The following is a 22,201-nucleotide window of genomic DNA, read 5'->3' on the forward strand; positions in this document are numbered from 1 at the left end:
CGCGTCATCGTCGAGTATCGCCTTGACCGGAGGCAGTGAGTCCTCGTTTTGGGCCAGGTTCCGTTGCCTGGCATCCCGCTCGGCGAGGACCGAGTTATGGGTGCCGAACTCTTGCAGGCCCCTCAGCGCCTGGTCGAGCAGCGCCTGCCGGCCCTCGAGCTCGCGCGCGAGCTTGTCGGCCTTGGCGTTGTTGCCCGCGGTACGCGCCGTGTCGATCTGCGTCCGCAGCTTGTCGACCGTGTCCTGCAGCTGACCCGTCAGACCCGCGGCACGCGCACGCGCCTCCGGGTTCGTACGGCGCCACTCGGACTCCTCGGCCTCCTGCAGCGCACGCTCCACCGTGTGCATCCGCCCCTCGACCTTCGGGCGGGCGTCACGCGGTACTTGACCGATGGTTTCCCAGTGCTCGTTGAGTGCACGGAACGCGGCCCGGGCAGCCTCGAGATCCCGTACCGGGAGCAGCTTCTCGGCCTCGACCGTGAGCTCCTCCTTCGCCTTCAGGTTCTCGCCCTGCTCGGCGTCGCGCTTCGCGAAGACCTTGCTGCGGGCGGCGAAGAACACTTCCTGGGCGCCGCGGAAGCGGTTCCACAGATCGTCCTCGGACTCGCGCTGGGCGCGGCCCGCGGCCTTCCACTCGGTCATCAGGTCGCGGTAGCGGGCGGCCGTCGCACCCCAATCGGTCGAGCCGGACAGCGACTCGGCCTCGGCGACCAGCTTCTCCTTGGCCTTGCGGGCGTCCTCGCGCTGGGCGTCCAGCGATGCGAAGTGCGCCTTGCGGCGCTTGGAGAACGCCGAGCGGGCGTGCGAGAAGCGGTGCCACAGCTCGTCGTCGGACTTCCGGTCGAGCCGCGGCAGGCCCTTCCAGGTGTCCACCAGCGCGCGCAGCCGCTCGCCGGCCGACCGCCACTGCTCGCTGTGCGCCAGCTCCTCGGCCTCGACGACCAGCGCCTCCTTGGCGTGCTTCGCCGCGTCGGTCTGCTTGGCCCGCTGGGCCTTGCGCTCCTCGCAGCGCTTATCGACAGTCTCCACGAGCTTGTCCAGCCGTGCCCGCAGGGCCTCCAGGTCACCGACCGCGTGGTGCGTATCGACCTGCTCGCGCAGAAAGTCGATGGCGGTCTGGGCATCCGCCGCCGACAGCTCAGTGGTCCTCACTCGGCGTTCGAGGAGGCCGATCTCGTCAACCAGGCCCTCGTACTTGCGCTTGAAGTAGGCCAGCGCCTCATCAGGAGAGCCAGCCTGCCAGGAACCGACGACCTGCTCGCCCTCGGCCGTACGCACGTACACGGTCCCCGTCTCGTCGACGCGCCCCCACGGGTCGCTGCTCACAGCGCCGTCTCCTCAACGTTCCGAGCGGACCAGATGGGACAGGTCTCGCCGCACCACTGGCCGCACACCACTAGGAACTCCGGCTCGTTGTCCATCCCGCCAACCCCCTCTGGCCAGGTCTCATCGCTCGACCGCGCTGGCCGTGCAGTGATTGTCCCACCGCACCACGAATGGTCTCAGCTTTCCGCGGAACTGCTCATCAATCGTGACCACGCAGCCCGGGAACGCACATCCAGGGCTTCAATTCCATTCCCAACTGCCGGAGACGATCAATTCGTGCCGAGTGGTTCTGAGAGCGGTCTCATCGCGCTGATCGCGATGGCAGGTCCTCGGACGATGGAATCCATCAACGCCTTCGCGACCGGCAGACTGATCTCGTGACGAACGCGGGGCATTGCCGGGTAGGAGCGGCGGGTCACCCCGCCGCTCCCCCCTCAGAACCGTGCGAGCCACTCGTCGCGGCACACGGCTCATGCAAGCCCCACAGGGCGATTCGGGAGAGCTGTGCTGTGCTCCCGCGTTGGCGGATGAGATATCCGCGTCGGCAGGAAGCGTGTACGAGCCGGGTCCCATCATCGTTTGACCGCGACCTTGGTCTTCCATGGTGAACGAGGTAGTCGGCCGTGATCGCCTGGCGGGCGATCCGCAGCCACCATCGCTCCCATTGCTCAGGAGACTCAGGGGGTTGTTCGGCGAAGAGGAGATGGTCGCCGCACAGCGGACAGCGCGCTTCCTGCTTGGTGAGCAGGCGGAGCGTGTACTTGTCGAGCGGCGGCTTGACCTTCTTGCGCCGAGTCGCCCAATAGTCAGTCAGGGAGGGGTCATCGGGTGATGCCCTTCCTTTGACCATTGTGTGCCGGACGATGTCAGTCCAGGAGAACTTCGTGACATAGGCAGGGGTGCCGGGGGCACCGAATACCCATCGGTCGTTCCTGAACTTGTTGCGTTTGCCGAAGTACTGGTTGACGATCCAGTTCTTCGGCTTGTGGGGGTGGGTCCAAGTTGTCCATTTGTATTGCAGCCTCCACAGGTAGTTGTCGAGGGAGCTGAACATCTTGGACGACACCACGCCCCGGTAGTAGGCAGGCCAACCCCTGATGATGGGGTTGAGCTTGGCAACGACTGCCATCGCGTTCGATCCGCGCAGGTTTCGCATCTCGTCCGCGAGTCTTTTCCGGAGGCGCCCGACAGCCGCTTTGCTCGGCTTGATCAGCAGCTTGTGGCGATAGCGACGGACGTTGAACCCGAGGAAATCGAACCCATCTCGCAGGCGAACGATTTTCGTCTTGTCCTCGTTGAAGACAAGACCTCGGGGCGCCAGCCACTCCGCCAGTTTCGCCTTGGTCTGGAGTGCCTGTTCCTGGCTGTGACAGAGCACGACCATATCGTCGGCGTAGCGGACCAATACCGGGGAGTCCTTTTTCGTGTCACCGGCTTGAGCGCCGTTGACGACATAGCGAACTCCGGCGGCTTCCTCTAGCTTGATCTTTAACGACCAGGGTCGAATCGTGGCTCGAACTTGATCACTCGGTTCGGGAAACGGCTCACGTCAGAGCGGCCTTCGGCTGAACATGTGCTCCGACCAAGGAACACACATGTCCAGCACGAAGGCCGTGAGGATGAGTCTGCTGCATCACGATGCCCCACGAGAGCCCCTGGCTGAACTGTCATGCTTCCGGGGCGAGTTCTACTCCTGCCTCGCCGCGCGTTCGGACGCGTTGTTCGAGCTGACGGACGCCGTTCTGTGCGGTGACGGACCGGTGAAGTCGTTGGCCGAGCTGTCGCTGGTGGGTGAACACCGCCGGGGCCACGGCGGGCTGTATGCCGCGGTGGCCCGTGGACGCACCGACATCGACCGCCTGCGGCGGGCACTGGCAGCAGCACCCCTGCCTCGCACCGCGGACGGCCAACTGGTCCTGGCCGTCGACATCACCTGCTGGCTGCGGCCGGACGCACACACCTCACCAAAACGGATCCTGTGTCACACCTACGGACGGGGCAAGGACCAGCACATCCCCGTCCCAGGCTGGCCCTACTCGATCGTCTGCGCGCTCGAACCCGGCCGCACCTCCTGGACCGCCCCCTTGGACGCACTGCGTCTGGCACCTGGGGACGACGCCGCCACCGTCACGGCCCGGCAGCTGCGCGAACTGCTGCAGCGGCTGATTGCTGCCGGGCAGTGGCACCCGGGCGACCCGGACGTCCTCATCGTCGCGGACGCCGGCTACGACGCACCCCGACTGGCCTTCCTCCTCAAGGACCTGCCCGTTCAGGTGCTGGCCCGGATGCGCTCGGACCGCGTCCTGCGCAGATCCACCCCACCACGGCAGCCACACACCATGGGCCGCCCGCCCCGGCACGGAGGCGAGTTCGTTTTCGGACAGCAAGACACCTGGGGCACGCCCGCCACGGAAACCGTCACCGACACACGTCTTTACGGCACCGCCACCGCCCGCTCCTGGGACCGGCTCCACCCCAAGTTGACCCATCGCTCGTCCTGGGCCGCTTTTTACGACACCCTCCCCATCATCGAGGGCACCGTGGTCCGCCTCGACATCGACCACCTGCCCGGCGGAGCAACACCGAAGCCGGTCTGGCTGTGGTGGTCAGGCACCGATGCCACCACGGCAGACACCGACCGCCTCTGGCAGACCTACCTGCGACGCTTCGACATCGAGCACACCTTCCGCCTCTTCAAACAGACCCTCGGCTGGACCTCACCGAAGATCCGAACCCCCGAGGCCGCGGACCGATGGACCTGGCTCATCCTCTCCGCCTACACCCAACTCCGTCTCGCTCGCCCTCTCGCAGCCGACCGGCGGCGGCCCTGGGAGAAACCAAGCCCTGCGGACAGACTCACCCCCGCCCGCGTCCGCCGGGACTTCCGGCACATCCGCCCGCACACCCACTGCCCGGCCCGAGCACCGACATCCACCCGACCCGGACCCGGCCGACCACCAGGCCGCCCAAACACACGACCCACCCCCCGCCACGACGTGCACACACCCCAAAAATCGCAGCCAGCCAAACGAAAAACGAAGACGCCAACTACCCCACGCCCCCGCCGCACAGGTTAAAGATCAAGCTAACGGCTGTCCCGTAAATGGTCTTCGAGTCGATGAAGGCGCGGTCGTGCCGTGCGGGCTGGCGCGCCCTGTCCGGTGAGGGTGAGGTTGTGCAGGCGGGCGATGCCGAGCTCCCGGTCTTCCAGTGACAGGCTCCACGGCCGACCGCGCCGTGCCCCGTCCGCGGACTCGCGGCGCACCACGGTCACCAGCTTGCCGAAGCAGCGAGGGCTCAGCCCGGTGAACGGCACTATCCAGGACGGCTCCGACGCCGTGATCACACCAGCCACTGCCTGATCATTCCATTGCCAACGATTCTCCCTGCTTGAAGGCGATGCGGTAGCGGTCTACCTGCTCGGCCACCTGCTCCATGAACCAGCGCATGATCTCGCAGGGGATCACGGGCTCGTCGTGGCCGTGGCCGTGGACGTGGACGGTCGGTTCCAGGTCCGGATCCTCTTCGGGGCTCACTGCCCCAGGAAGGCAGCTCCCGGCAGGTGTCAGCCCAGGCGGCCGGCGCCGGCACGGCTGTGCTCAGTTCCACGGACCAGGCGTCATCCGGCAAGGCGTAGTGGAACTGGATGGCGTAGTGACGGCCTGCGTGAACCCGCAGTTCCGGCATCTCCGCATGCGGTTACAGCTGCCGTGCCGGAGTCTCGTCAGTATCCCGCCCAGCGTCTGGAGCACCACATAGCCAGCGATTGTGGGCCAGCCTCTTGTCCTGTGGCGTAGCAGGCGCCGTTGCCCGTACTACTTGATGAGGGGGTGACGCCGGAGGCTCGCTGATCACGGTACGTCCGAAAGCATGAACGGAGGTTCTGCTTCCGTTTCTATTCTTGCCTGGGTCGTTGAGCCAATGAGTGGCGTCCGCACCGGGTTCTCCTCGGGCGACTCGCCGCGCACGTCACGCCGAACCGCAGGAAGGGGAACCCGCATGCATCTGACGCCACATGAGCAGGAGCGGCTCATGATCCGTGCCGCGGCAGATCTGGCCGAACGACGACTCAGGCGCAACCCGGATCTCGCGCTGAACTACCCCGAAATTATGGCGCTGTTCGCGGCCTACGTGCTGGAGGAGGCCCGCCACGACACGAAGACGGTCGCCGAGCTCATGGATACCAAGCTGAGCGATGTGGCAGAGTCGCTCAAGATCCCCAGCAAGACCGCCGGCGTCAACTTGACGGACTTCAACGTCATGGACGGCGTACGGGAGATGGTCCGCGACGTGCAGGTCGAAGCGACGTTCAAGGACGGCACGAAGCTGGTGACCATCCCGGACCCGCTCGGCAAGGCGGACCCTGACGCAGAGGTCTACCCGGGCAAGTACGAACTCCTCGCGGACGACCATCAGCACGCGGTGACGTACAACGCGGACGACCACGCCGACTCCCTGAGGGAGGGGCCGTTGTGGGCGAAGAACTTCGCGAAGCGGCCTATCCAGGTCGGGTCCCACTTCCACCTGGGCGACGTCAACGCGTGCCTCAAGTTCTTCAAGGACGAGGATTGCACGGACCCGGCCGACGACGACGTGAAGGGGAAGCGGCTGCACATTGCGGCCGGTACGTCGGAGCGGATCGAGCCGGAACACGTGTGCAGAGTGTGGGTGGTGCCCATCAAGGGAGAGCAAGTGGTAAAGGGTCTTCAGCGCGGTAAGACCGACAAGGATTGGTCGGTGGCCCCATGAGTGGTAGCTCCAGTCAAACAAGTGGTGTTGTGCAGCTGACGCCGCGCGACCTCAGCTTCACCGTGCGCCCTCCGGAGCCGCTGTGGCGGCAGGATTACGCCACGCTGTACGGCCCGACGAAGGACGACCGGGTCAGGCTCGCCGACACGAAGCTCATCGTCAAGATCGAGGAGGACTGGTGCGGGGGGCCGGGCCGTAGCGGCGACGAGATGCTTTTCGGCGGCGGCAAGGTCATCCGGGAGTCGATGGGCCAGTCGCATTTCCCGAGGAGCGACACCACACACAATCCGGTGGACACAGTGATCACCGGTGCGCTGATCATTGACTACTGGGGTGTGGTGAAGGCCGACGTCGGCCTGCGAAACGGCGAGATCGCGGCGATCGGCCAGGCCTACAACCCGGAAACGATGACACCGAAGGCCTACACGGCCGAGGAGAACCGGGGCGGACGGGCCTCGCACTTCGTGGTGGGGCCGGAAACCGAGGTGATCTCCGGTAACGGGCGGATCCTGACCGCGGGCGGCATCGACACCCATGTGCACTTCATCGGCCCCGGGCAGATCCACGAGGCACTCGCGTCGGGAGTGACCACGCTCATCGGCGGCGGTACCGGCCCCGCGGAAGGCAGCCGGGCCACCACCGTGACGCCTGGCAAGTGGCACCTCCAGCGGACGTTCGAGGCCCTGGACGCCTACCCGGTCAACATCGGCCTGTTCGGCAAGGGCGGCACGATCTCCTACGAGGCGCTGGAGGCCCAGATCAAGGCCGGCGCCATCGGCCTCAAGGTCCACGAGGACTGGGGGGCCACACCCGCGGCCATCGACAAGGCGCTGGAAATCTGTGACTCCTACTACGCCCAAGTCGCCCTGCATGCCGACTCGATGAACGAGTCCGGGTTCGTCGAGAACACCTTCAACGCCACCAAGCATCCCGACACCGGCAAGCCCCGAGGCATTCACGTCTTCCACGTCGAAGGCGCCGGGGGCGGCCACTCGCCGGACATCATGAAGATGGTGGGTAAGGGCTACGAAAATGTCCTGCCCGCGTCGACCAACCCGACCCGGCCCCTGACGGTCAACACCGTCGCCGAACACATGTACATGATGGTCATCTGCCATCACCTCAACCTCGACGTCCCCGCGGACAAGTCATACGCCGACTCGCGTATCCGGCCCTCCACCATGGCCGCCGAGGACTGGCTGCACGACACCGGTGCCATCTCGATGATGTCCTCCGACTCGCAGGCCATGGGGCGTATCGGCGAGATGATCACGCGGACCTGGCAGACCGCTCATGTCATGAAGAAGCGCCGCGACCACCTGCCGGAGGACACCGACAGGCACGACAACTTCCGCGTCAGGCGGTACATCGCCAAGTACACGATCAACCCGGCCATCGCCCACGGCATCGACGAGCATGTCGGCTCCGTCGAGACAACCGGGCCCCTCGGTACGTCCAAGGTCGCGGATCTGGTGCTGTGGGAGCCGAAGTTCTTCGGCGTCAAGCCGCACATGGTCATCAAGGGCGGACAGATCGCCTACGCGCAGGTCGGTGACGCCAACGCGTCGATCCCGACACCGCAGCCGTACCTGCCCCGCCCGGTGTGGGGGGCATGCGGCAGGGCCCCGGGAGGTAACTCCTTCAACTTCGTGGTGCCCAATGCCGACGACATCAAGACGGAGTACAAACTGACCAAGGGGGTGAAGAAGACTAAATCCACTCGTGACGTGACCAAGCAGAGCATGAAGCTCAACGGTGAGTCGCCGGAGATCGAGATCGGCCCCGAGTCCTTCAAGGTCACCATCGGCGAGGGCGCGGGGACGGGCACGGGCACGGGAACAGAGCCCGGCACAGGAGAACCGGGCGCGAACAGGGGCACGACCACTGACGCCCGCACCGTGCTGAAGAAGGCCCTTCCGGACGGTGACGACGACGATGACGAGCCCGACGACAAGCTGATGTTCGACAAGGATCATCCGCAGAAGAATCCGGAGCTCTACGAGACCGAACTGCCGATGGCGCAGCGGTACTTCCTCTTCTGAGCGCGACGTCGGTCCGGCGGCACTCCGCCGCCGGACCGCCTGCTCGGGAAATCCCTCCTTCTGAGCTCCGTATTTGTGAAAGGCAGGCCACTGTTCCTATGAGCCACGCCGCCCTGCTCATCCTGGCTGACGGCCGTTTCCCCGCCGGTGGGCACGCCCACTCCGGCGGTGTGGAAGCCGCGGTCGCCTCGCGCGGTGTCCACGACACCGCAAGCCTGGAGGCGTTCTGCCGGGGCCGCCTGCACACCGCTGGGCTGACTGCGGCCGGCCTCGCCGCCGCGGCCGCCACCGGATACGACCCGATGGCGCTGGACGAGGCCGCCGACGCCCGCACCCCCGTACCAGCACTGCGGCACATCGCCCGCAAGCTCGGCCGGCAGATGCTGCGCGCGGCCCGGGCCGCCTGGCCCTGCCCCGAGCTCGACCAGATCGCCCACTCGCTCCCGAAGGGCGCTCACCAGCCTGTGGTGCTCGGCGTCGCCGCGCGCGCCGCGGGCCTGACGCCGTTGGACGCCGCCCAGTGCGCCGCGTACGAGAGCATCGGCGGCCCTGCGACGGCGGCGGTGCGGCTGCTGAGCCTCAACCCGTTCGACGCAACCGCCCTGCTCGCCAGGCTCGCCGGCGAACTCGACGACGTCGCCCGCGCCGCCGCTGAAGCGTCAGCACGGCTCGCCACCGACGGAGTCGGAGTCCTGCCCGCCGCGTCCTCGCCGCTCCTCGACATCACCGGCGAACAGCACGCCGCCTGGTCCATGCGGCTCTTCGCCTCCTGACCCCCATACCGTTCGGAGTACGCCATGCACCTCGACCACGACACGATGCTGCCGCACCACCACACGCCCAGCGCCGAGGCGCAGCGCCCCGACGGCGGCCGCCGCGCCCTGCGCATCGGCCTCGGCGGGCCCGTCGGATCTGGCAAAACCGCCACCGTCGCCGCACTGTGCCGCGCCCTGCGCGACCGGCTGTCCATCGCGGTCGTCACCAACGACATCTACACCCGCGAGGACGCCGAGTTCCTGCTCCGCGAAGCCGTACTGCCCCCCGAGCGCATCACCGCCGTCGAAACCGGCGCCTGCCCGCACACGGCGATCCGCGACGACATCTCCGCCAACCTCGAAGCCGTCGAACAACTGGAGGAGACACTGCTCCCCCTGGATCTGATCCTCATCGAGTCCGGCGGCGACAACCTCACCGCCACCTTCTCCAAGGGCCTCGTCGACCACCAGGTATTCGTCATCGACGTCTCCAGCGGTGACGACATCCCCCGCAAGGGCGGCCCCGGCATCACCACCGCCGACCTCCTCGTCATCAACAAGACCGACCTCGCCCCCTACGTCGGCGCCGACCTGGACACCATGGCCGCCGACGCCAACCGGCAGCGCGGCAGCCTCCCCGTCGTCTTCACCAGCCTCGCCTCGGACGACGGCATCCAGCCCGTCGCCGACTGGGTCAACGGCTGCCTGTCCGCCTGGCGCACCGAGGCCGCCGTATGACAGCCACCGCACCACACTCGAGCCCACCGCCCACCATGGCACCCCCCGCACCGACCGCCTCAGGAAGCGAGACGGACAGCGGTCAGACAGACGAAAAGCACGTGGCCGGACGAGTGCACCCAACGGACCCCGAACATTCCGGGGTCCGGGCCACCGCCGTCATCAGGGCCGCCCGCGACGGCTCGACCACGACTGTGCCGCTCATACGCAACAGCGGCCCCTTCCACCTGCACCAGACGCAACCCCACAACGGGTGGGCCCGGGTCAGCGTGATCAGCTCCATGTGCGCACCACTCGGCGGGGACCGGCTCGCCCTCGACGTCACCGCCGAGGAATACGCCAGGCTGGAGGTGACCACGCCGACCGCCACCATCGCGCTGCCCGGCGCCACCACCGCCCCTGCCACCTATGACGTCCGCCTCACAGCCGCCGACCACGCCATGCTGACCTGGCTGCCCAAACCTCTGATCAGCGCCTCGGGCAGCACCCTCCATCAGACCTGCACGGTCGACCTCGCGCCCACCGCCGCCGTCCTGCTGCGCGAGGAGCAACTCCTTGGACGCACGGCCGAACCCCCAGGCCACCTCACCATGCGCCTCACCGTGCACCGCGGCGGCCGGCCCGTCCTCGACCAGCACACCGCCTACGGCGGGACCGCACCGGCCTGGGACGGCCCCGCCGTGCTGGGCAGACACCGCGCCGCCGGCCAACTCCTCGTCGTGGACCCCCACCTCGCCACCGACCACTCCACCATCCTCATCGGCGACGACCCCGAGAAAGGCCACGCCGTTCTGACCCCTCTCGCCCAGCACCCCGCCTACCTGGCCACCGCCACCGCCACCACCCTCCACCAGGTGAGCAAGCTCCTCGACATCGCGCTCGAACACATCCGGAACCTATAGCCGGGACCAGCCTGAGGCATGTGTTCGGGAGGACATCCGACGGATCGCGCAAGGGGCCCTCGAGCAGTCCTTCCCACTCGGCGGCTCGGTGCAGGGGATCGGGCGAGTGACGAAGGCACCGGTTGCCACCACGCACAGACTCCCAGCAAGACAGGCCGGAACACGCGGACGCACCCAGCGACTACTGGCTCTCCAGCCTCCCGGCCGACACCCCGGTCATCGAGCTGGGTCCGTTTGGACAAGGTCCGCTGGCGCATCGAACACGACTACCGAGTACTCAAGCACGGCCTGGGCCTGGACCACTTCGAGGGACGGTCCTGGCCGGGCTGGCACCACCACGTCACCCTCGTGACCGCGGCCCAGGCATTCCTCACCGAACAGCGACTGAACCCAAAGTTCCCAGGACCGGCCTCACTCTCTACCAGACCCTCGACGCCCTCCAGGACATCCTGAGGTGCTGGACCGGCATCTGCACCACCTGCCACCAACCCCTCCCCAACAGACCACACACCACCCCAAGATCAAGAGCACCCCAGAAGCCGTATTCCTATCGATCATGAGGACGGTTCTGATCGAACGGGTTCCCTGGTCGGGTGGCCTTGATCGGTTGGACGCAGGAAAGCAGGACCTCTTGGTAGCTCGGGGTTGCGACACCCTACGAGCGCCAGGAGGCCCTGGTGTCCCAGTCTTGCGTGACGCCCCTGTTCCCGTCCAACTCCCGCGTGTCGGCGAGCGATTGCCTCGCTCACCGGTCCGGGAACGCGGCCGACCGTCCCGACCGGGTGCGGCAGCACCCCTTCGACATGACGGACGCCGAGTGGGCGGTGGTGCGCGACGCGCTGCCGGTCCCGGCCTGGCTCGAGGGCCGGGGCGGCCGGCCGGAGGGTTACTGCCACCGGCAGATGCTGGACGCGATCCGGTACGTCGCCGACAACGCGATCAAGTGGAGGGCGATGCCCGTCGACTTTCCGGCGTGGGACCGGGTGTATGCGTTCTTTCGCCGGTGGCGCGACAAGGGCCTGGCCCGCGAGTTCCATGACCGCCTTCGCGGACGCGCTCGGCAGGCCGAGGGACGAGAGGCGGAGCCGACCGCGGGGATCATCGATTCGCAGTCGGTCAAGGGCGCCGCGTCGGTGCCGGCCTCCTCACGCGGCTATGACGGCGGCAAGAAGATCAACGGGAGGCGCCGACACGTCATCACGGACAGCGTCGGGCTGCTGCTGATGGTCCTGGTGACCGCAGGGAACGTCACCGACCGCCAGGCCGCCCGCGTCATGCTGCCCAGGCTCCGGGAGAAGTTCCGGAAGATCACTCTCGTCTGGGCGGACGGCGGTTACTCCGGCCGCTTCGGCGCCTGGGCGCCTGGGCGCGGGAGAAACTCCAGCTCACGCTTCAGATCGTCAAGCGCAGTGACGACATGAGCGGCTTCGTGGTGCTGCCCAGACGGTGGTGCGTGGAGCGAACACTGGGGTGGTTGATGCGCTCGCGGCGCCTGGTGCGGGACTTCGAGACGCTGCCCGCCTCCAGCGAGACGTTCATCTATTTCTCGATGGCCATGCTCATGAGCCGCCGCCTTGCCCGGACGGCATCCTGCCCGAGAGGCGAGCAGGCGCGGTGGGCTCGCGCGGCGTGAACCGCCCCGTCGGCGAGGCGGTCAGCCAGCCCCGCTCGGCCAGCCGCTTCGCCTTCGAACGCACTCCCTCGATCTTCGCCGGCACCGCCTCAAGGTCCAGCCGCCCGGCCAGTTCCTTCGCCGAGACGCCCTCGCCGTTGTCCGGCTCGGTCTCCCAGCTCCACGATCCGCCGGTAGTCCACCGCGAGCGCCTGAACCGTCGTCCCCGCATGCCAGCGCCGCACGATGGAACCCGCGACCGGGGCCCTCGCCGTGTGGATGGACGTTGGTAGTACCGGGTCCCCGGTGGGCCACCCGTTCCACCCGCACGAGTCCGAACAGGCAGGCCAGCCAGCGCGCGTGGCCCGGCTCCCGCCACGGACGAGGACGCCCGTCCGGGCCGGTCACCGGTGGATGTGCACCGGATCGCACCGCGTCTTGTTCCCGGCGTGCCCGCAGGTCCAGATGATCCTGGAAGAGCTGCCGCAGCAGCTCCCGTCCCACCTCATCCAGGTGTTCTTCCAGCTCGGCATGGGTCCACGAACGAGCCGCATCGCCAGACAGGGTGCGTGTGAGGGATTCGAAGGCACTGACCGAGCCGGCGTTCCCGAACGACTCGTGGTCCGATCCGCCGACCCCCACGTCGAAGGTGGCGAGGCCCCGCGCCGCGAACCACGCCTGGAACGCCTGGAATCCGGCGCTCACGCCGTGCTGCGCGTCGTTGACCACGAACCACTGCTGGGTGTTCTTGCTGGCCGCCTGGTCCAGATTGAGATACAGGTCGATGGCCTTGCGCTCGGGCGTCGACAGGCTTCGCACGTAGTGCGCCGAGCCGATCAGCCCCGCCTCCTCCGCTACCCACCAGGCGAAACGCAGGTGCCGTGCGGGCTTGAGGCGGGACTTTGCCACCTTGAGTGCTGCGACCAGGACTGCCGCGGAGCCGGAACCGTTGTCATTGATCGCCGGACCGGCCGCAACACTGTCGAGGTGGGCGCCGGTGAGCAGTACGTGGCGCGGGTCGCCGCCCGGCCAGTCGGCCACCAGGTTGTAGCCGTCCGCACCGGCGTACGAGAAACGGCGCAGCTCGGTGCGGAAACCCACCCGCTCCAGCGCCTGCCGCACGTACGCCACCGACTGCGTGTAACCCCGGGTGTTGTGCGCCCGGTTGCCGCCGTTGTGGTCGGCGATCCGCTGCAGTGCGCGCAGGTGCGGCATGACATCCGCCTGCGAGACGGTCGGCGCCCCATCCCCCGGCGTGAGGCGCGCTGTTGTACGGGCGGCGGCCGGTTGCGTATCCACCGGAAGAAGCGCGGCGACGAAGGCCAGGACCGCGACCACCAGGGCCGCCCAGCCCTTGTGGCGACGGCGTCGCGAGAGGAATACACCAACGGGAACCTCGAAGGCCTACTGAGGCGCCCCAGAGGACGCCATCCAGGACGCGGAAACGCCCCTCACCCCACACGACGCGCGAGCCACGCAGGGGTTGCCACCCCACCCAAATGAATTGCCGCACGCTGTGCCCGTGGGGCGTGCCGGAGGGCTGGGACCCGCTCGTACGGGCACCCGTTGAGGCGCTAGTTCAGGCTTCCTCAACCGCTCGGGCGTCCTGGCGCAGTACGGCCTGCATCGCGTGGCGGAGCCTCTCGCACGGGGCCACTCCTATCTGTTCGCGCAGCTGACGGGCGGCGCGGTGGAAGGTGTGCAGGGCGTCGGACTGTCGGCCCATGGAGTAGTAGGCGCGGATGAGGGTCACGTACAGGTCTTCACGCAGTGGTTCCTGCTCGATGAGTTCGGTGAGCCTTTCGACCGCGCTGTCGAACCCGCCGAGTTCCATGTCGATGAGTGCGCGCAGTTCCACCGCGGCCACGCGCTCCGCGTCGAGCGCCTCCGCGCGGTGTCGGAGGCGGCCGGAGGAGATGCCCGCGAGCGCCGGGCCGCGCCACCACTCCAGGGCGACGTCCAGTTCCCGGGCCGCGCCCTCGTACTCACGGCGTCCGAACAGCTTCCGGGCGCTGCGGACGGCCTCGCGCGCCTGGAAGATGTCGACATCGCTGGGCGCGGCCAGCAGCCGGTATCCGAAGCCGTGCGAGGCCAGCGCCTTCGGCGGGGCCCCTGCCTGCTGGAGCGCCTGCCGGACCCGCCAGGCGGATGTCTGCAGCTGGCCCGGTGCCGTACGCGGTGGTTCGCCGTCCCACGACTCCGCCATGAGCGTCTCCTTGGAGACGACCTGCCCCGGTCTGAGCGCCAGAGCCGCCACGAATCTGACCTGACGCTGTCCGCGCACCAGGACCTGGGTGCTGTCGTGCACCAGGGCCACCGGGCCGAGGAGCCGGACCTTCACGATGCCGATGGCGTTCAAGGTTCCTCCGGTACATGGGGGAGCGGCCTCGGGGGACGGAAGCCGTGGAGGCCGACCGTGTGGTGATCGTTGAGGGCCTCAGCGTCCGGAGCTGGGGATTGTCCGTCAACACAGCACGGGAAAACGGCAGTTGGCGCCTGGACAATCGGCATTGTCCACGGACGGGACACGGTGGGAAGCGATCTCGTCGGTCGCCGGACGTCTCGGTGAGTGGCTTCGGAGAGAGTCCGGAGAGAGCGTCCGTGTCCACTGGTGCGCGGTGGCCCCGGCTGTGGGCCGTGGGGCCAGGGCCCAGCCCGGCTGTGCCCAGGCCCTCTTCGAGCGTAGGGCGGGAAGAAAGCTGTGAGAAGACGAACGAGACGGCGACGGGCGCGGGTGCCCCTGGTGGTCGGGGCGGCGATGGCGTTGCTGGTGACGCTGTCCGGACAGGCCGCGGCCTCGGCGGACCCGAAGATCCCGGACGGCGGTGTGCGGGGATGGTCGGCCGAGGCCACGGGCCAGACGCCGAAGGCCGCGAGCGAGCCCGCCGGGGCCATCCCTGCCGCACAGCGCGAGGCCGTGCAGGGCAAGGGATACACCTCATCCAAGGACGTGGCATGGACCACGTCGGGCGATGCCGAGGGCTTCCACGTCATGGTGGCCGACGCCTCCCACGGCTACGAGTGGAAGACCGCCGCGACGCTGGCGGAGCCGGGATTCGAAGCGGACAGCTGGATCGGCAACGCCTGCGTGAGCCAGTCGGGCAAGCTCGCGGCCGTCGCCTATGCGCCCCGGACCTTCACCAACAAGCCGGAACTGATGGTGCGCGGGGCGTTCACCGCCGTCGTGGACCTGGAGTCGGGGAAGGTCACCAAACTCGCCCGCCAGGCGACACTGGCGTACTTCTCCCCTGGATGCGGGGCAGGCGAGGAGGCCGTCTTCAGTCAGCTCTCCCAGGACGGGGACAAGGAGGCCGGCACCCGGCTGCTCTCGGTCGACCTCGCGCGCGCCGAGGTTCGCGCACCCCTGCGGCTCAACGGCCAGGTGACCTCCGCCGTACCGACCGCGCACGGCATCGTGGCGGCCTCCGGCGGGCGGCTGGTCAGGATCGGCCCCAAGGGGGAGCAGACGACGATCGCCCGGACCCAGGGCGTACCGTTCCAACTGCGGGCCGACCGGGACGGGGGTGTCACGTTCATCGACAGGGCGCCGGGACCACCCTCGCTGAAGTCCGAGGAAGGCGACAGCCAGGCCCGCCGGGTCAGCGCCGAGCAGATCGTCAAGGGCAACGCCAGACCCACCACCCTGGCGCGCGGCCGACTCACCGACTGGGACCTGGCGTCCTCGGCCGACGGCACGGTGTACGTCACCGGCCGGGCCAGGACCGAGGGCACTCTGCCGGGCAGTGTGAAGAACCGCGGTGACCTCTCCAAGGACGACCGTATCTCCACCCGGGGCGCGGCCGCGGTGAGTACGGCATGGGCAGCGGGGGAGAAGTCCCCGCTGCGGGCCGAGGCCGAGGGGGAGGGCCGTGCCATCCGGACCGAGCTGCACCTGCTCGGAACCGGGAAGAAGATGCTGCTCGAGGCCCTGCCGGGCGGGCAGCCGCTCGGCAGGGCCGAGGAACGCTCCCGGGGAACGGCGACCTCCCCGGCCCTGCTCGGGGCAGGAAAGAGCGCGCGGACCGCGAAGAGCTCGGCGGCCGGCTCCCCGAGCGACCCGGTGGAGGCGGAGCGGACGTGCGCCGTGCCGCGCAACGACATCCGCAAGCAGGCGTTCCAGCCGACTCCCCGCCAGGTCGAATGGGCCGTCGACCAGGCAGTCGCCGGCACGCTCAACAAACAGATCTCCCGGCCCGCCAATTGGAAGGGCATGGGCATGTCGGCCTACCAGCCGCAGTCCCTGTTTCCGCTGCATCTGATGTACGGGGACACCAACGGGGTGCCGGACCGCGTCGACGACTGGCACATCCCCGCCCAGGTGCTGCTCGGGATCACCGCGCAGGAATCCAATATGTGGCAGGCCACCCGGTTCGCCGTGCCGGGGGTGACGGCTAACTCGCTGATCGGCAACTTCTACGGAGTCAACTACTACTCCGACGGTCAGCAGATGGATCCCTGGGCGATCGACTGGTCCAAGTCGGACTGCGGGTACGGCATCACTCAGGCCACCGACGGAATGCGGCTCGCCGATCGGGGCATCGAGCTGACCTCGACGCAACAGGACGCCATCGCACTGGACTACACGGCGAACATCGCCGCCGGTGCGAACATCCTCGTGGAGAAGTGGAACCAGACGGCTCGGGCGGGGCTGACCGTCAACGACGGGCATCCGAAGTACCTGGAGAACTGGTTCTTCGCCCTGTGGGCCTACAACTCCGGTTTCAAGGAGAAGGGGAGCGACCCCGCCGGTGGCGACGCGCACTGGGGAGTCGGATTCACCAACAACCCCGCCAACCCCCTCTGGAAGTACAACCGTACGCCGTTCCTGGAGAAGTCGGACGGGTCCGACGACTACTCGCATGCGGCGCATCCCCAGGACTGGCCCTACCAGGAGAAGGTGATCGGCTGGGCCGCCCGTCCGCTCGCCGCACTGTCCAGCCCGGGAGACACCCAGCCGGGATACCGGCCCGCGTGGTGGTCCTCCAACAAGGACCGTACGTCGGCGAAACCGCCGATCGACCTCTTCTGCACGATGCAGGACAACAACTGCGACGCGGGCCGAATCAAGGACGGTGACTCCAACGAACCGGGTCAGGGAGCCTGCACTCTCGACCAGCCGGAAAACGTCAACCCGCACTGGCTGCACTGCTGGTGGAACACCTCGGTGCAGTGGAAGAACTGCAAGACCGGCGCACAGTGCGGCAACGCGATCCACCGGTTCAACGACACCTACCCCGAGCAGCCGGACGGCACCTCCTATCCTCCGGTGTGCGCTCTGAGCGGCCTTCCCGCCGGGACCAGGGTGGTCGAGGACACTCCCAACGGCTCGACACCGGCGGGCAGTACGAACAGATCGTGCGGGGCGACCGCCTCGGCCGGTACGTTCGGGTTCCAGTTCGCCAACTGGAACAACACCTATCCCGGCAAGATGGATCTGCATCAGATAGGCGCGGGGAACGACAACCACTTCTGGTTCTCCCATACACGGAACAAGGAGAACGTCCAGCCGGGCACCAACGACGGAACCCGGCTGCTCATCACCGGCACCTGGACGCTCGACGAGGCGAACATCGGCTGGTCCAGAGTCCTGGTGCACCTTCCCGACCACGGGGCACACACCCGACAGGCCACCTATGTCGTCGGTGGCACGGACTCCACGTCGCCGGTACGGGTGGTGCCGCAGCGCGCCCGCGAGAACCGCTGGGTGAGTCTGGGGGTGTTCCGCTTCACCGGCACGCCGTCGGTCTCCCTGTCGACCCACACTATCGACGGGGGTGGTGACGAAGACGTGGCGTGGGACGCCGTCGGGTTCCAGCCGCTGCCCGGCAAGCCGAAGCACCAGATCGTGGCCATGGGTGATTCCTACTCCTCCGGAGAAGGCGCCTCGGAGGGAGACGACAACTACTATCCGGAGTCGAACTACCGGGACAAGACCAACGGTTTCACACGCAATGCCTGCCACCGCTCCGACAAGGCATGGTCCCGGCAGGCACAGCTGACCGGCACCTACACCTCGGTCGGTGAGCTCGCGGACACGCGGGACCCGGTGATGGACTACCACCTGATCGCCTGCTCCGGCGCGCGCACCTACAACATCCTGAGATATCAGGAGAACGGTGAGCTGCCACAACTGGATCAGGGGTATCTCGACCAGAACACCACCTTCGTGCCGATCTCCATCGGCGGCAACGACTCACGGTTCTCCCACGTCATCCAGGAATGCCTGATCGCCTTCGGAACCGGAAGCTGCGAGAGCGGGGAGTTCGACAGCCATGACGAGAAGATCGACCGGGACACCGACGGGGACGGCAGGACGAACACGGACCGGGACAGGCCCTTCAAGGACCTCCCGATGGTGAAGGCCGTTCCCGCGTTGATCAGCGAGGTGGTGCGGGCAGACATCGTGAACGTCCTGCAGCGGATCCACGCCAAGGCACCCAATGCCAAGGTGCTGCTCATTGGATACCCCAACCTGATCTCCGACGACGCGAGCTGTCTGCGGACGAAGGTCCTGCCCATCGGTATGTCGAAGGCATCCAACGACTGGCTCGACCTGTTGGCCAAGCATTTGGCCGCCGAGATGGCGACCGCGGCGCAGATGGCCAGGGACAGCGGAGTCGACGCGCGGTTCGCGGACCCCACCCCCAATTTCAAGGGGAAGGGCGTCTGCGGCAGCCCGGAAAGCATCCACGGTGTCGTGAAGACGCTGACCAAGAGCGACGATCCGGTCAAGGACTGGCCGCTCCTGCGTGACTACGGCCTTTCGGCCCAGTCCTTCCATCCCAAGATCAGCGGTGCCCGGCTCTACGCGGACGCCATGGAATGGGCCGTCAACGGCTGGGTGATGTAGCGGAGGCCGGTCGGCCCCGGGCCTCCCGCCACGTTCACGGCCATGCCGGGGACGCGGCGGGAGGCCCTCGACACAGGCCGACCAAGCCGAAGCAGGCCGATGCAGGACGGAGCCCGCGTCGGGCGGCGTCAGGGCACTGCGCGACCAGTCACCTCGCAACCAGCTATCCCGCGACCACGAGCGAGCCGACCGGCCCGCCGATCCGGTGCCAGTCGGCGCCGGCCCATTCCCAGACCGCGGACCGGTTCTTGTCCAGCCGGTACAAACGCTCGCCCCGGGTACCGAAAGCCGCCCCCGTCTCGCCGACCCGGGTCCAGCCACCCGCTCGGTAGCGCCACAGCCCACCGTCCGCCGCATTGTCGGCATACACGTCGGAGGGGCTTGCGTAGAGGGCGGCCGCCGGACCGCCGACCGGGCTCCAGTCGCCGGCCGCACCGTTCCAGCGGAAGACCGCGGTGCGCTCGGGGTTGAGGCCGTACACGTGGTGGTCCGTCACGGCGAAGTCGGCTCCCGCACCGCCCGCGTACGCCCAGACCCCGGACTTACCGCGGTAGGCGAAGAGCCTGCCGTCCACCGGGTCGGTGGCGAACACGCCCGCTCCACCGCCGTAGATGCGCCCTGCCGGGCCGCCGACACGGGTCCAACTGCTCCGTGTCCGGTCCCATCGATGGATCGCACTGCGGTCCTGGGCCAGACGGAACACGTCATTCCCGCTGATGGCGAACTCGGCGGCGGGCTCGCTGATGCTCACCCAGCTTCCGGGTGCGCCACCGTACTTCAGCAGCTCACGTGTGGCGGAGTCGATCGCGAACAATCCGGGTGCTCCGGCATAGAGCTTCGTGGCCGTCGCGCCGATTTTCCTCCAGGCGGTCCCGCTCCCGCTCCACTCCAGAACGGCGCTGCCCTTCTCGGAGATGGCATAGACACCGCCGCCGCCTGCTGGTGCGGGGGTCACGGTCGACGGCTGCGGCCCCGGCGGTCTGCGGTCCACGTTCGTGGCGGGGGGCGGCGGTGCTGTACTGCCTGATCCGGACGGGCTCGGCGAGGTGGGTACGGGCCGGGAGTCATCGGCCGACGGAGCGGCCTGCGGGCTTGTGGTGATCGATGAAGGGGATATCTGCGGGGAGGAGTTGGCGGGCGCCTCCTGCGGGCCGGGCCCCTGGACAGGGCGCGGGGGCGGAGGGGGATGGGGCGAGGCGAGGGGCTGTCGGATCCCCTCCATGCGTGCGGCGGACACCACGATGATCAGCACGGTGAAGGCGAGCAGGAGCCCGTGCCGTGCCCATTTCGTCGCGCGTCCGACACGGACGCCCCCAGGGTGGGTCGGCAGAACCGGAAGCCGTCCCGAGCCTCCCGTCGCGCCGCTCCGCCGGACCACCTCTCCGCGTACCACTGCCGCGCCCGAACGACTCATCGCTCGGCTCTGGCGTCGGTACGGCTGGAGCGCATATGTCTCACTGGGGTGGACCTCGGCCGGCGGGCGGACCGTCTCCCGGGGGGAGTCACCGGGGGAGTGCGTGCCACCGAACGTGGCAGCACCGCGCCTGACGAGCAGGTGTCTTCGCCGTAGCTGGATGACGGCACCCACCAACCCCTCCCGCCGCTCCTCCTGAATGTCCCGAGACGGGTGCCCCTGGCGCATTCGGTGACTCATAGGGTCTGAAGGAGCAGACTCCCGCGCCTGCTCGGCGTCCCCGTCCAGGGGTTGCGTCGAGGAGTTCCGCAGTCCGGCCTGTTCATCGAGCGGCACCTGCGGCATCCGGCCTGTCGGCGTGACTGTGCTCCCGGGCGCGGGGCTGTGAGCGGGCGGCAGTGTCTGTCCCAGCTCGTGCTGCAGCCTCGCGGTCAAAGCCAACAGGCTCCGCACCACCGCTTCCGACTTTGCCAGATCGGCCTGTGCCCGACGCTGCGCCTCCCTGATCGCGTGCCAAGCCTCGGGCTGCGGCGCCTTGGCATCAGCCGTGGGAATTCTCCCCGCTTCGGCGTCACAGGCGGCGGCGTGCAAGTCCCTTGCCCGGCGCAGGAGTTCCACTCGACTGCGTTCGTCCCGGCACTGGGCCAAGACCACGCGTTTCAGCAAGTCGAACGGAATGATCTTGACGCCCGAGCGATAGTCGCTCCAAGTGGTCTTGCCGCTCCCGTAACACTTGGCCAATTCCCGGACCGTGCGTCCTTTGGTCATGTCCCGCAGGAAAAAAGCGAGGTTGTTTGCCTGGGCTGTCTCGCCTCTGGGCTCTCCTTGCAGACGTCCCGCCCTACCCAGTTTGAACCCCTTTGGTGCTCATGGGCGCACACCACTTCGCCCCGCCGTCGATTCCGACTTCAGCAGAACAGGAATCGGATAGCGGGTCCAGCGATTGTCGGACAATCTGGGGGAGTTGAGGCGCCGATATCCGCCTCACGCCCATCGGCGAGGCGAGGCGGGTGGGAGCGGGTGGGGGGCATCCGGCGGCCCCTGTCCGCGGACAACGCGATTGTCCGCGCCCCACCTGCGGATACGCGGGTTTGTGTTGACGGACAAACGAAGGCATCCCACGGTGATACGGCGCCCTGTCCTGCCCGTGAAATCCACCAGGAGGATCCATGTCACCTGTCGTCATGCCGAGCCGTACGCGGTCCACGACATCCGCAATCGCCATGCGGGCCCGGGGGTTCACGCCCTCCCGGCTCCTGATCGCGCTGACGAGCATCGCGGCACTGGGCGTGGCGGCACCGCAGGCCCACGCCGATCCGTCGCCGCGTGCCGCCGAGGTCACGGCCGGGGCCAACGCCGAGACCCGGGCCCTCGCTGCCGCCCACCCCGGGGAGGTGCGTGCGGCGGCCGTGGTGTGCGGTGGGGGATACGTACTCGACAACGCTCAGCGGCTCCCCACCAATGAGCAGCGGCTGGCGACCTTGTTCACCTATCGCATACCGACGGACGGTGACCCGAACAACGAACCGACGTGCGCGATTCTGGACAACAATACGAGCACGCGTAAATGGATGAAACTCAAGGTGTGCTCGAACTGGATCGCCGACGGATGCGCAGAGGACACCGGCTACTTCACGCAATACGCGGGTCCTGTGTACCGTGCGCGGGGAGGGTGCGGAAAGGTGTACGCCATCATGAAGGAATCGCAGAATTCCAGCGCGGCCATTGTCGATGCCATTCGCGCGGCAACGGTCTGCGACTGATTTCGACTGCTTGTGAAACGGGACCTGGAGTAACCGCCGCCGCTTCCGCC

General features: G+C 67.9%; 15 protein-coding genes and 4 pseudogenes. 12 read left to right on the forward strand and 7 right to left on the reverse strand.

The window, feature by feature from the left end; all coding sequences use genetic code 11:
* Positions 1-102: 102 nt before the first annotated feature.
* Positions 103-1,326, reverse strand: a pseudogene (locus ACZ499_RS32870) (DUF349 domain-containing protein); the annotation flags it as partial.
* A gap of 415 nt (positions 1,327-1,741) precedes the next feature.
* Positions 1,742-2,731: a group II intron maturase-specific domain-containing protein gene (locus ACZ499_RS32875; protein ID WP_468679898.1), complete on the reverse strand. Its 990-nt coding sequence runs from the start codon at positions 2,729-2,731 to the stop codon at positions 1,742-1,744.
* 214 nt (positions 2,732-2,945) lie between these two features.
* Between ACZ499_RS32875 and ACZ499_RS32880 the strand changes: the two genes are divergently transcribed.
* Positions 2,946-4,403: an NF041680 family putative transposase gene (locus ACZ499_RS32880; protein ID WP_468679986.1), complete on the forward strand. Its 1,458-nt coding sequence runs from the start codon at positions 2,946-2,948 to the stop codon at positions 4,401-4,403.
* 112 nt (positions 4,404-4,515) lie between these two features.
* Here the strand turns inward: ACZ499_RS32880 and ACZ499_RS32885 are convergent.
* Both ACZ499_RS32885 and ACZ499_RS32890 read right to left on the reverse strand, forming a co-directional pair.
* Positions 4,516-4,681, reverse strand: a pseudogene (locus tag ACZ499_RS32885) (IS5/IS1182 family transposase); the annotation flags it as partial.
* A gap of 7 nt (positions 4,682-4,688) precedes the next feature.
* Complete coding sequence (locus tag ACZ499_RS32890; protein ID WP_468679900.1) at positions 4,689-4,862, reverse strand: hypothetical protein; 174 nt, start codon at positions 4,860-4,862, stop codon at positions 4,689-4,691.
* A gap of 463 nt (positions 4,863-5,325) precedes the next feature.
* Between ACZ499_RS32890 and ureA the strand changes: the two are divergent.
* The 9 genes and pseudogenes from ureA to ACZ499_RS32935 all read left to right on the forward strand — a co-directional run.
* Positions 5,326-5,676: pseudogene (ureA, locus tag ACZ499_RS32895) on the forward strand (urease subunit gamma); the annotation flags it as partial.
* A gap of 72 nt (positions 5,677-5,748) precedes the next feature.
* Positions 5,749-6,075 carry an urease subunit beta gene (locus tag ACZ499_RS32900; protein WP_468679988.1) on the forward strand — a complete coding sequence of 109 codons (327 nt, stop codon included), beginning with the start codon at positions 5,749-5,751 and terminating at the stop codon, positions 6,073-6,075.
* Positions 6,076-6,104: 29 nt separating this feature from the next.
* A complete protein-coding gene (ureC, locus tag ACZ499_RS32905) occupies positions 6,105-8,117 on the forward strand; it encodes an urease subunit alpha (RefSeq protein WP_468679902.1) in 2,013 nt (670 codons plus the stop codon).
* A gap of 98 nt (positions 8,118-8,215) precedes the next feature.
* Complete coding sequence (locus ACZ499_RS32910) at positions 8,216-8,890, forward strand: urease accessory protein UreF (protein ID WP_468679904.1); 675 nt, start codon at positions 8,216-8,218, stop codon at positions 8,888-8,890.
* Positions 8,891-8,914: 24 nt separating this feature from the next.
* Positions 8,915-9,610: an urease accessory protein UreG gene (ureG, locus tag ACZ499_RS32915; RefSeq protein WP_468679906.1), complete on the forward strand. Its 696-nt coding sequence runs from the start codon at positions 8,915-8,917 to the stop codon at positions 9,608-9,610.
* Positions 9,611-9,891: 281 nt separating this feature from the next.
* Complete coding sequence (locus tag ACZ499_RS32920) at positions 9,892-10,512, forward strand: urease accessory protein UreD (protein WP_468679908.1); 621 nt, start codon at positions 9,892-9,894, stop codon at positions 10,510-10,512.
* A gap of 155 nt (positions 10,513-10,667) precedes the next feature.
* Positions 10,668-10,965, forward strand: a pseudogene (locus tag ACZ499_RS32925) (IS701 family transposase); the annotation flags it as partial.
* 224 nt (positions 10,966-11,189) lie between these two features.
* Positions 11,190-11,933, forward strand: coding sequence for an IS5 family transposase (locus tag ACZ499_RS32930; RefSeq protein WP_468679909.1), 744 nt, complete (start codon positions 11,190-11,192; stop codon positions 11,931-11,933).
* A complete protein-coding gene (locus ACZ499_RS32935) occupies positions 11,930-12,145 on the forward strand; it encodes a transposase (RefSeq protein WP_468679910.1) in 216 nt (71 codons plus the stop codon). The genes ACZ499_RS32930 and ACZ499_RS32935 overlap by 4 nt, the downstream gene beginning before the upstream one ends.
* Before the next feature lie 21 nt (positions 12,146-12,166).
* Here the strand turns inward: ACZ499_RS32935 and ACZ499_RS32940 are convergent, their stop codons facing one another.
* Positions 12,167-13,462, reverse strand: a complete 1,296-nt coding sequence (locus ACZ499_RS32940) for a M28 family peptidase (RefSeq protein ID WP_468679911.1) — start codon at positions 13,460-13,462, stop codon at positions 12,167-12,169.
* A 241-nt stretch (positions 13,463-13,703) separates the two neighbouring features.
* Positions 13,704-14,483: an AfsR/SARP family transcriptional regulator gene (locus tag ACZ499_RS32945; RefSeq protein ID WP_468679913.1), complete on the reverse strand. Its 780-nt coding sequence runs from the start codon at positions 14,481-14,483 to the stop codon at positions 13,704-13,706.
* Between the two features lie 399 nt (positions 14,484-14,882).
* On the opposite strand from ACZ499_RS32945, the gene ACZ499_RS32950 reads away from it, so the two are divergent.
* Positions 14,883-18,974 (forward strand): NocE, encoded by a 4,092-nt coding sequence (locus tag ACZ499_RS32950; protein ID WP_468679915.1) that lies wholly within the window; start codon positions 14,883-14,885, stop codon positions 18,972-18,974.
* A 163-nt stretch (positions 18,975-19,137) separates the two neighbouring features.
* Here ACZ499_RS32950 and ACZ499_RS32955 read toward each other — a convergent pair whose 3' ends face one another.
* On the reverse strand, positions 19,138-19,929 hold the full coding sequence (locus ACZ499_RS32955) for a hypothetical protein (RefSeq protein WP_468679917.1): 792 nt from the start codon (positions 19,927-19,929) through the stop codon (positions 19,138-19,140).
* A 1,628-nt stretch (positions 19,930-21,557) separates the two neighbouring features.
* On the opposite strand from ACZ499_RS32955, the gene ACZ499_RS32960 reads away from it, so the two are divergent.
* A complete protein-coding gene (locus tag ACZ499_RS32960; protein WP_468679919.1) occupies positions 21,558-22,151 on the forward strand; it encodes a hypothetical protein in 594 nt (197 codons plus the stop codon).
* The last annotated feature ends 50 nt before the right edge of the window (positions 22,152-22,201 follow it).

Source organism: Streptomyces sp. NPDC031265 (genome assembly GCF_055570295.1).

Excerpts from the sequence above, each read along its gene's own strand:
- ACZ499_RS32950 (WP_468679915.1), top strand. The coding sequence starts at position 14,883 with ATGGCGTTGCTGGTGACGCTGTCCGGACAGGCCGCGGCCTCGGCGGAC.
- ACZ499_RS32960 (WP_468679919.1), top strand. The coding sequence starts at position 21,558 with ATGTCACCTGTCGTCATGCCGAGCCGTACGCGGTCCACGACATCCGCA.
- ACZ499_RS32935 (WP_468679910.1), top strand. The coding sequence starts at position 11,930 with ATGAGCGGCTTCGTGGTGCTGCCCAGACGGTGGTGCGTGGAGCGAACA.
- ureG (WP_468679906.1), top strand. The coding sequence starts at position 8,915 with ATGCACCTCGACCACGACACGATGCTGCCGCACCACCACACGCCCAGC.
- ACZ499_RS32880 (WP_468679986.1), top strand. The coding sequence starts at position 2,946 with ATGAGTCTGCTGCATCACGATGCCCCACGAGAGCCCCTGGCTGAACTG.
- ACZ499_RS32920 (WP_468679908.1), top strand. The coding sequence starts at position 9,892 with ATGTGCGCACCACTCGGCGGGGACCGGCTCGCCCTCGACGTCACCGCC.
- ACZ499_RS32910 (WP_468679904.1), top strand. The coding sequence starts at position 8,216 with ATGAGCCACGCCGCCCTGCTCATCCTGGCTGACGGCCGTTTCCCCGCC.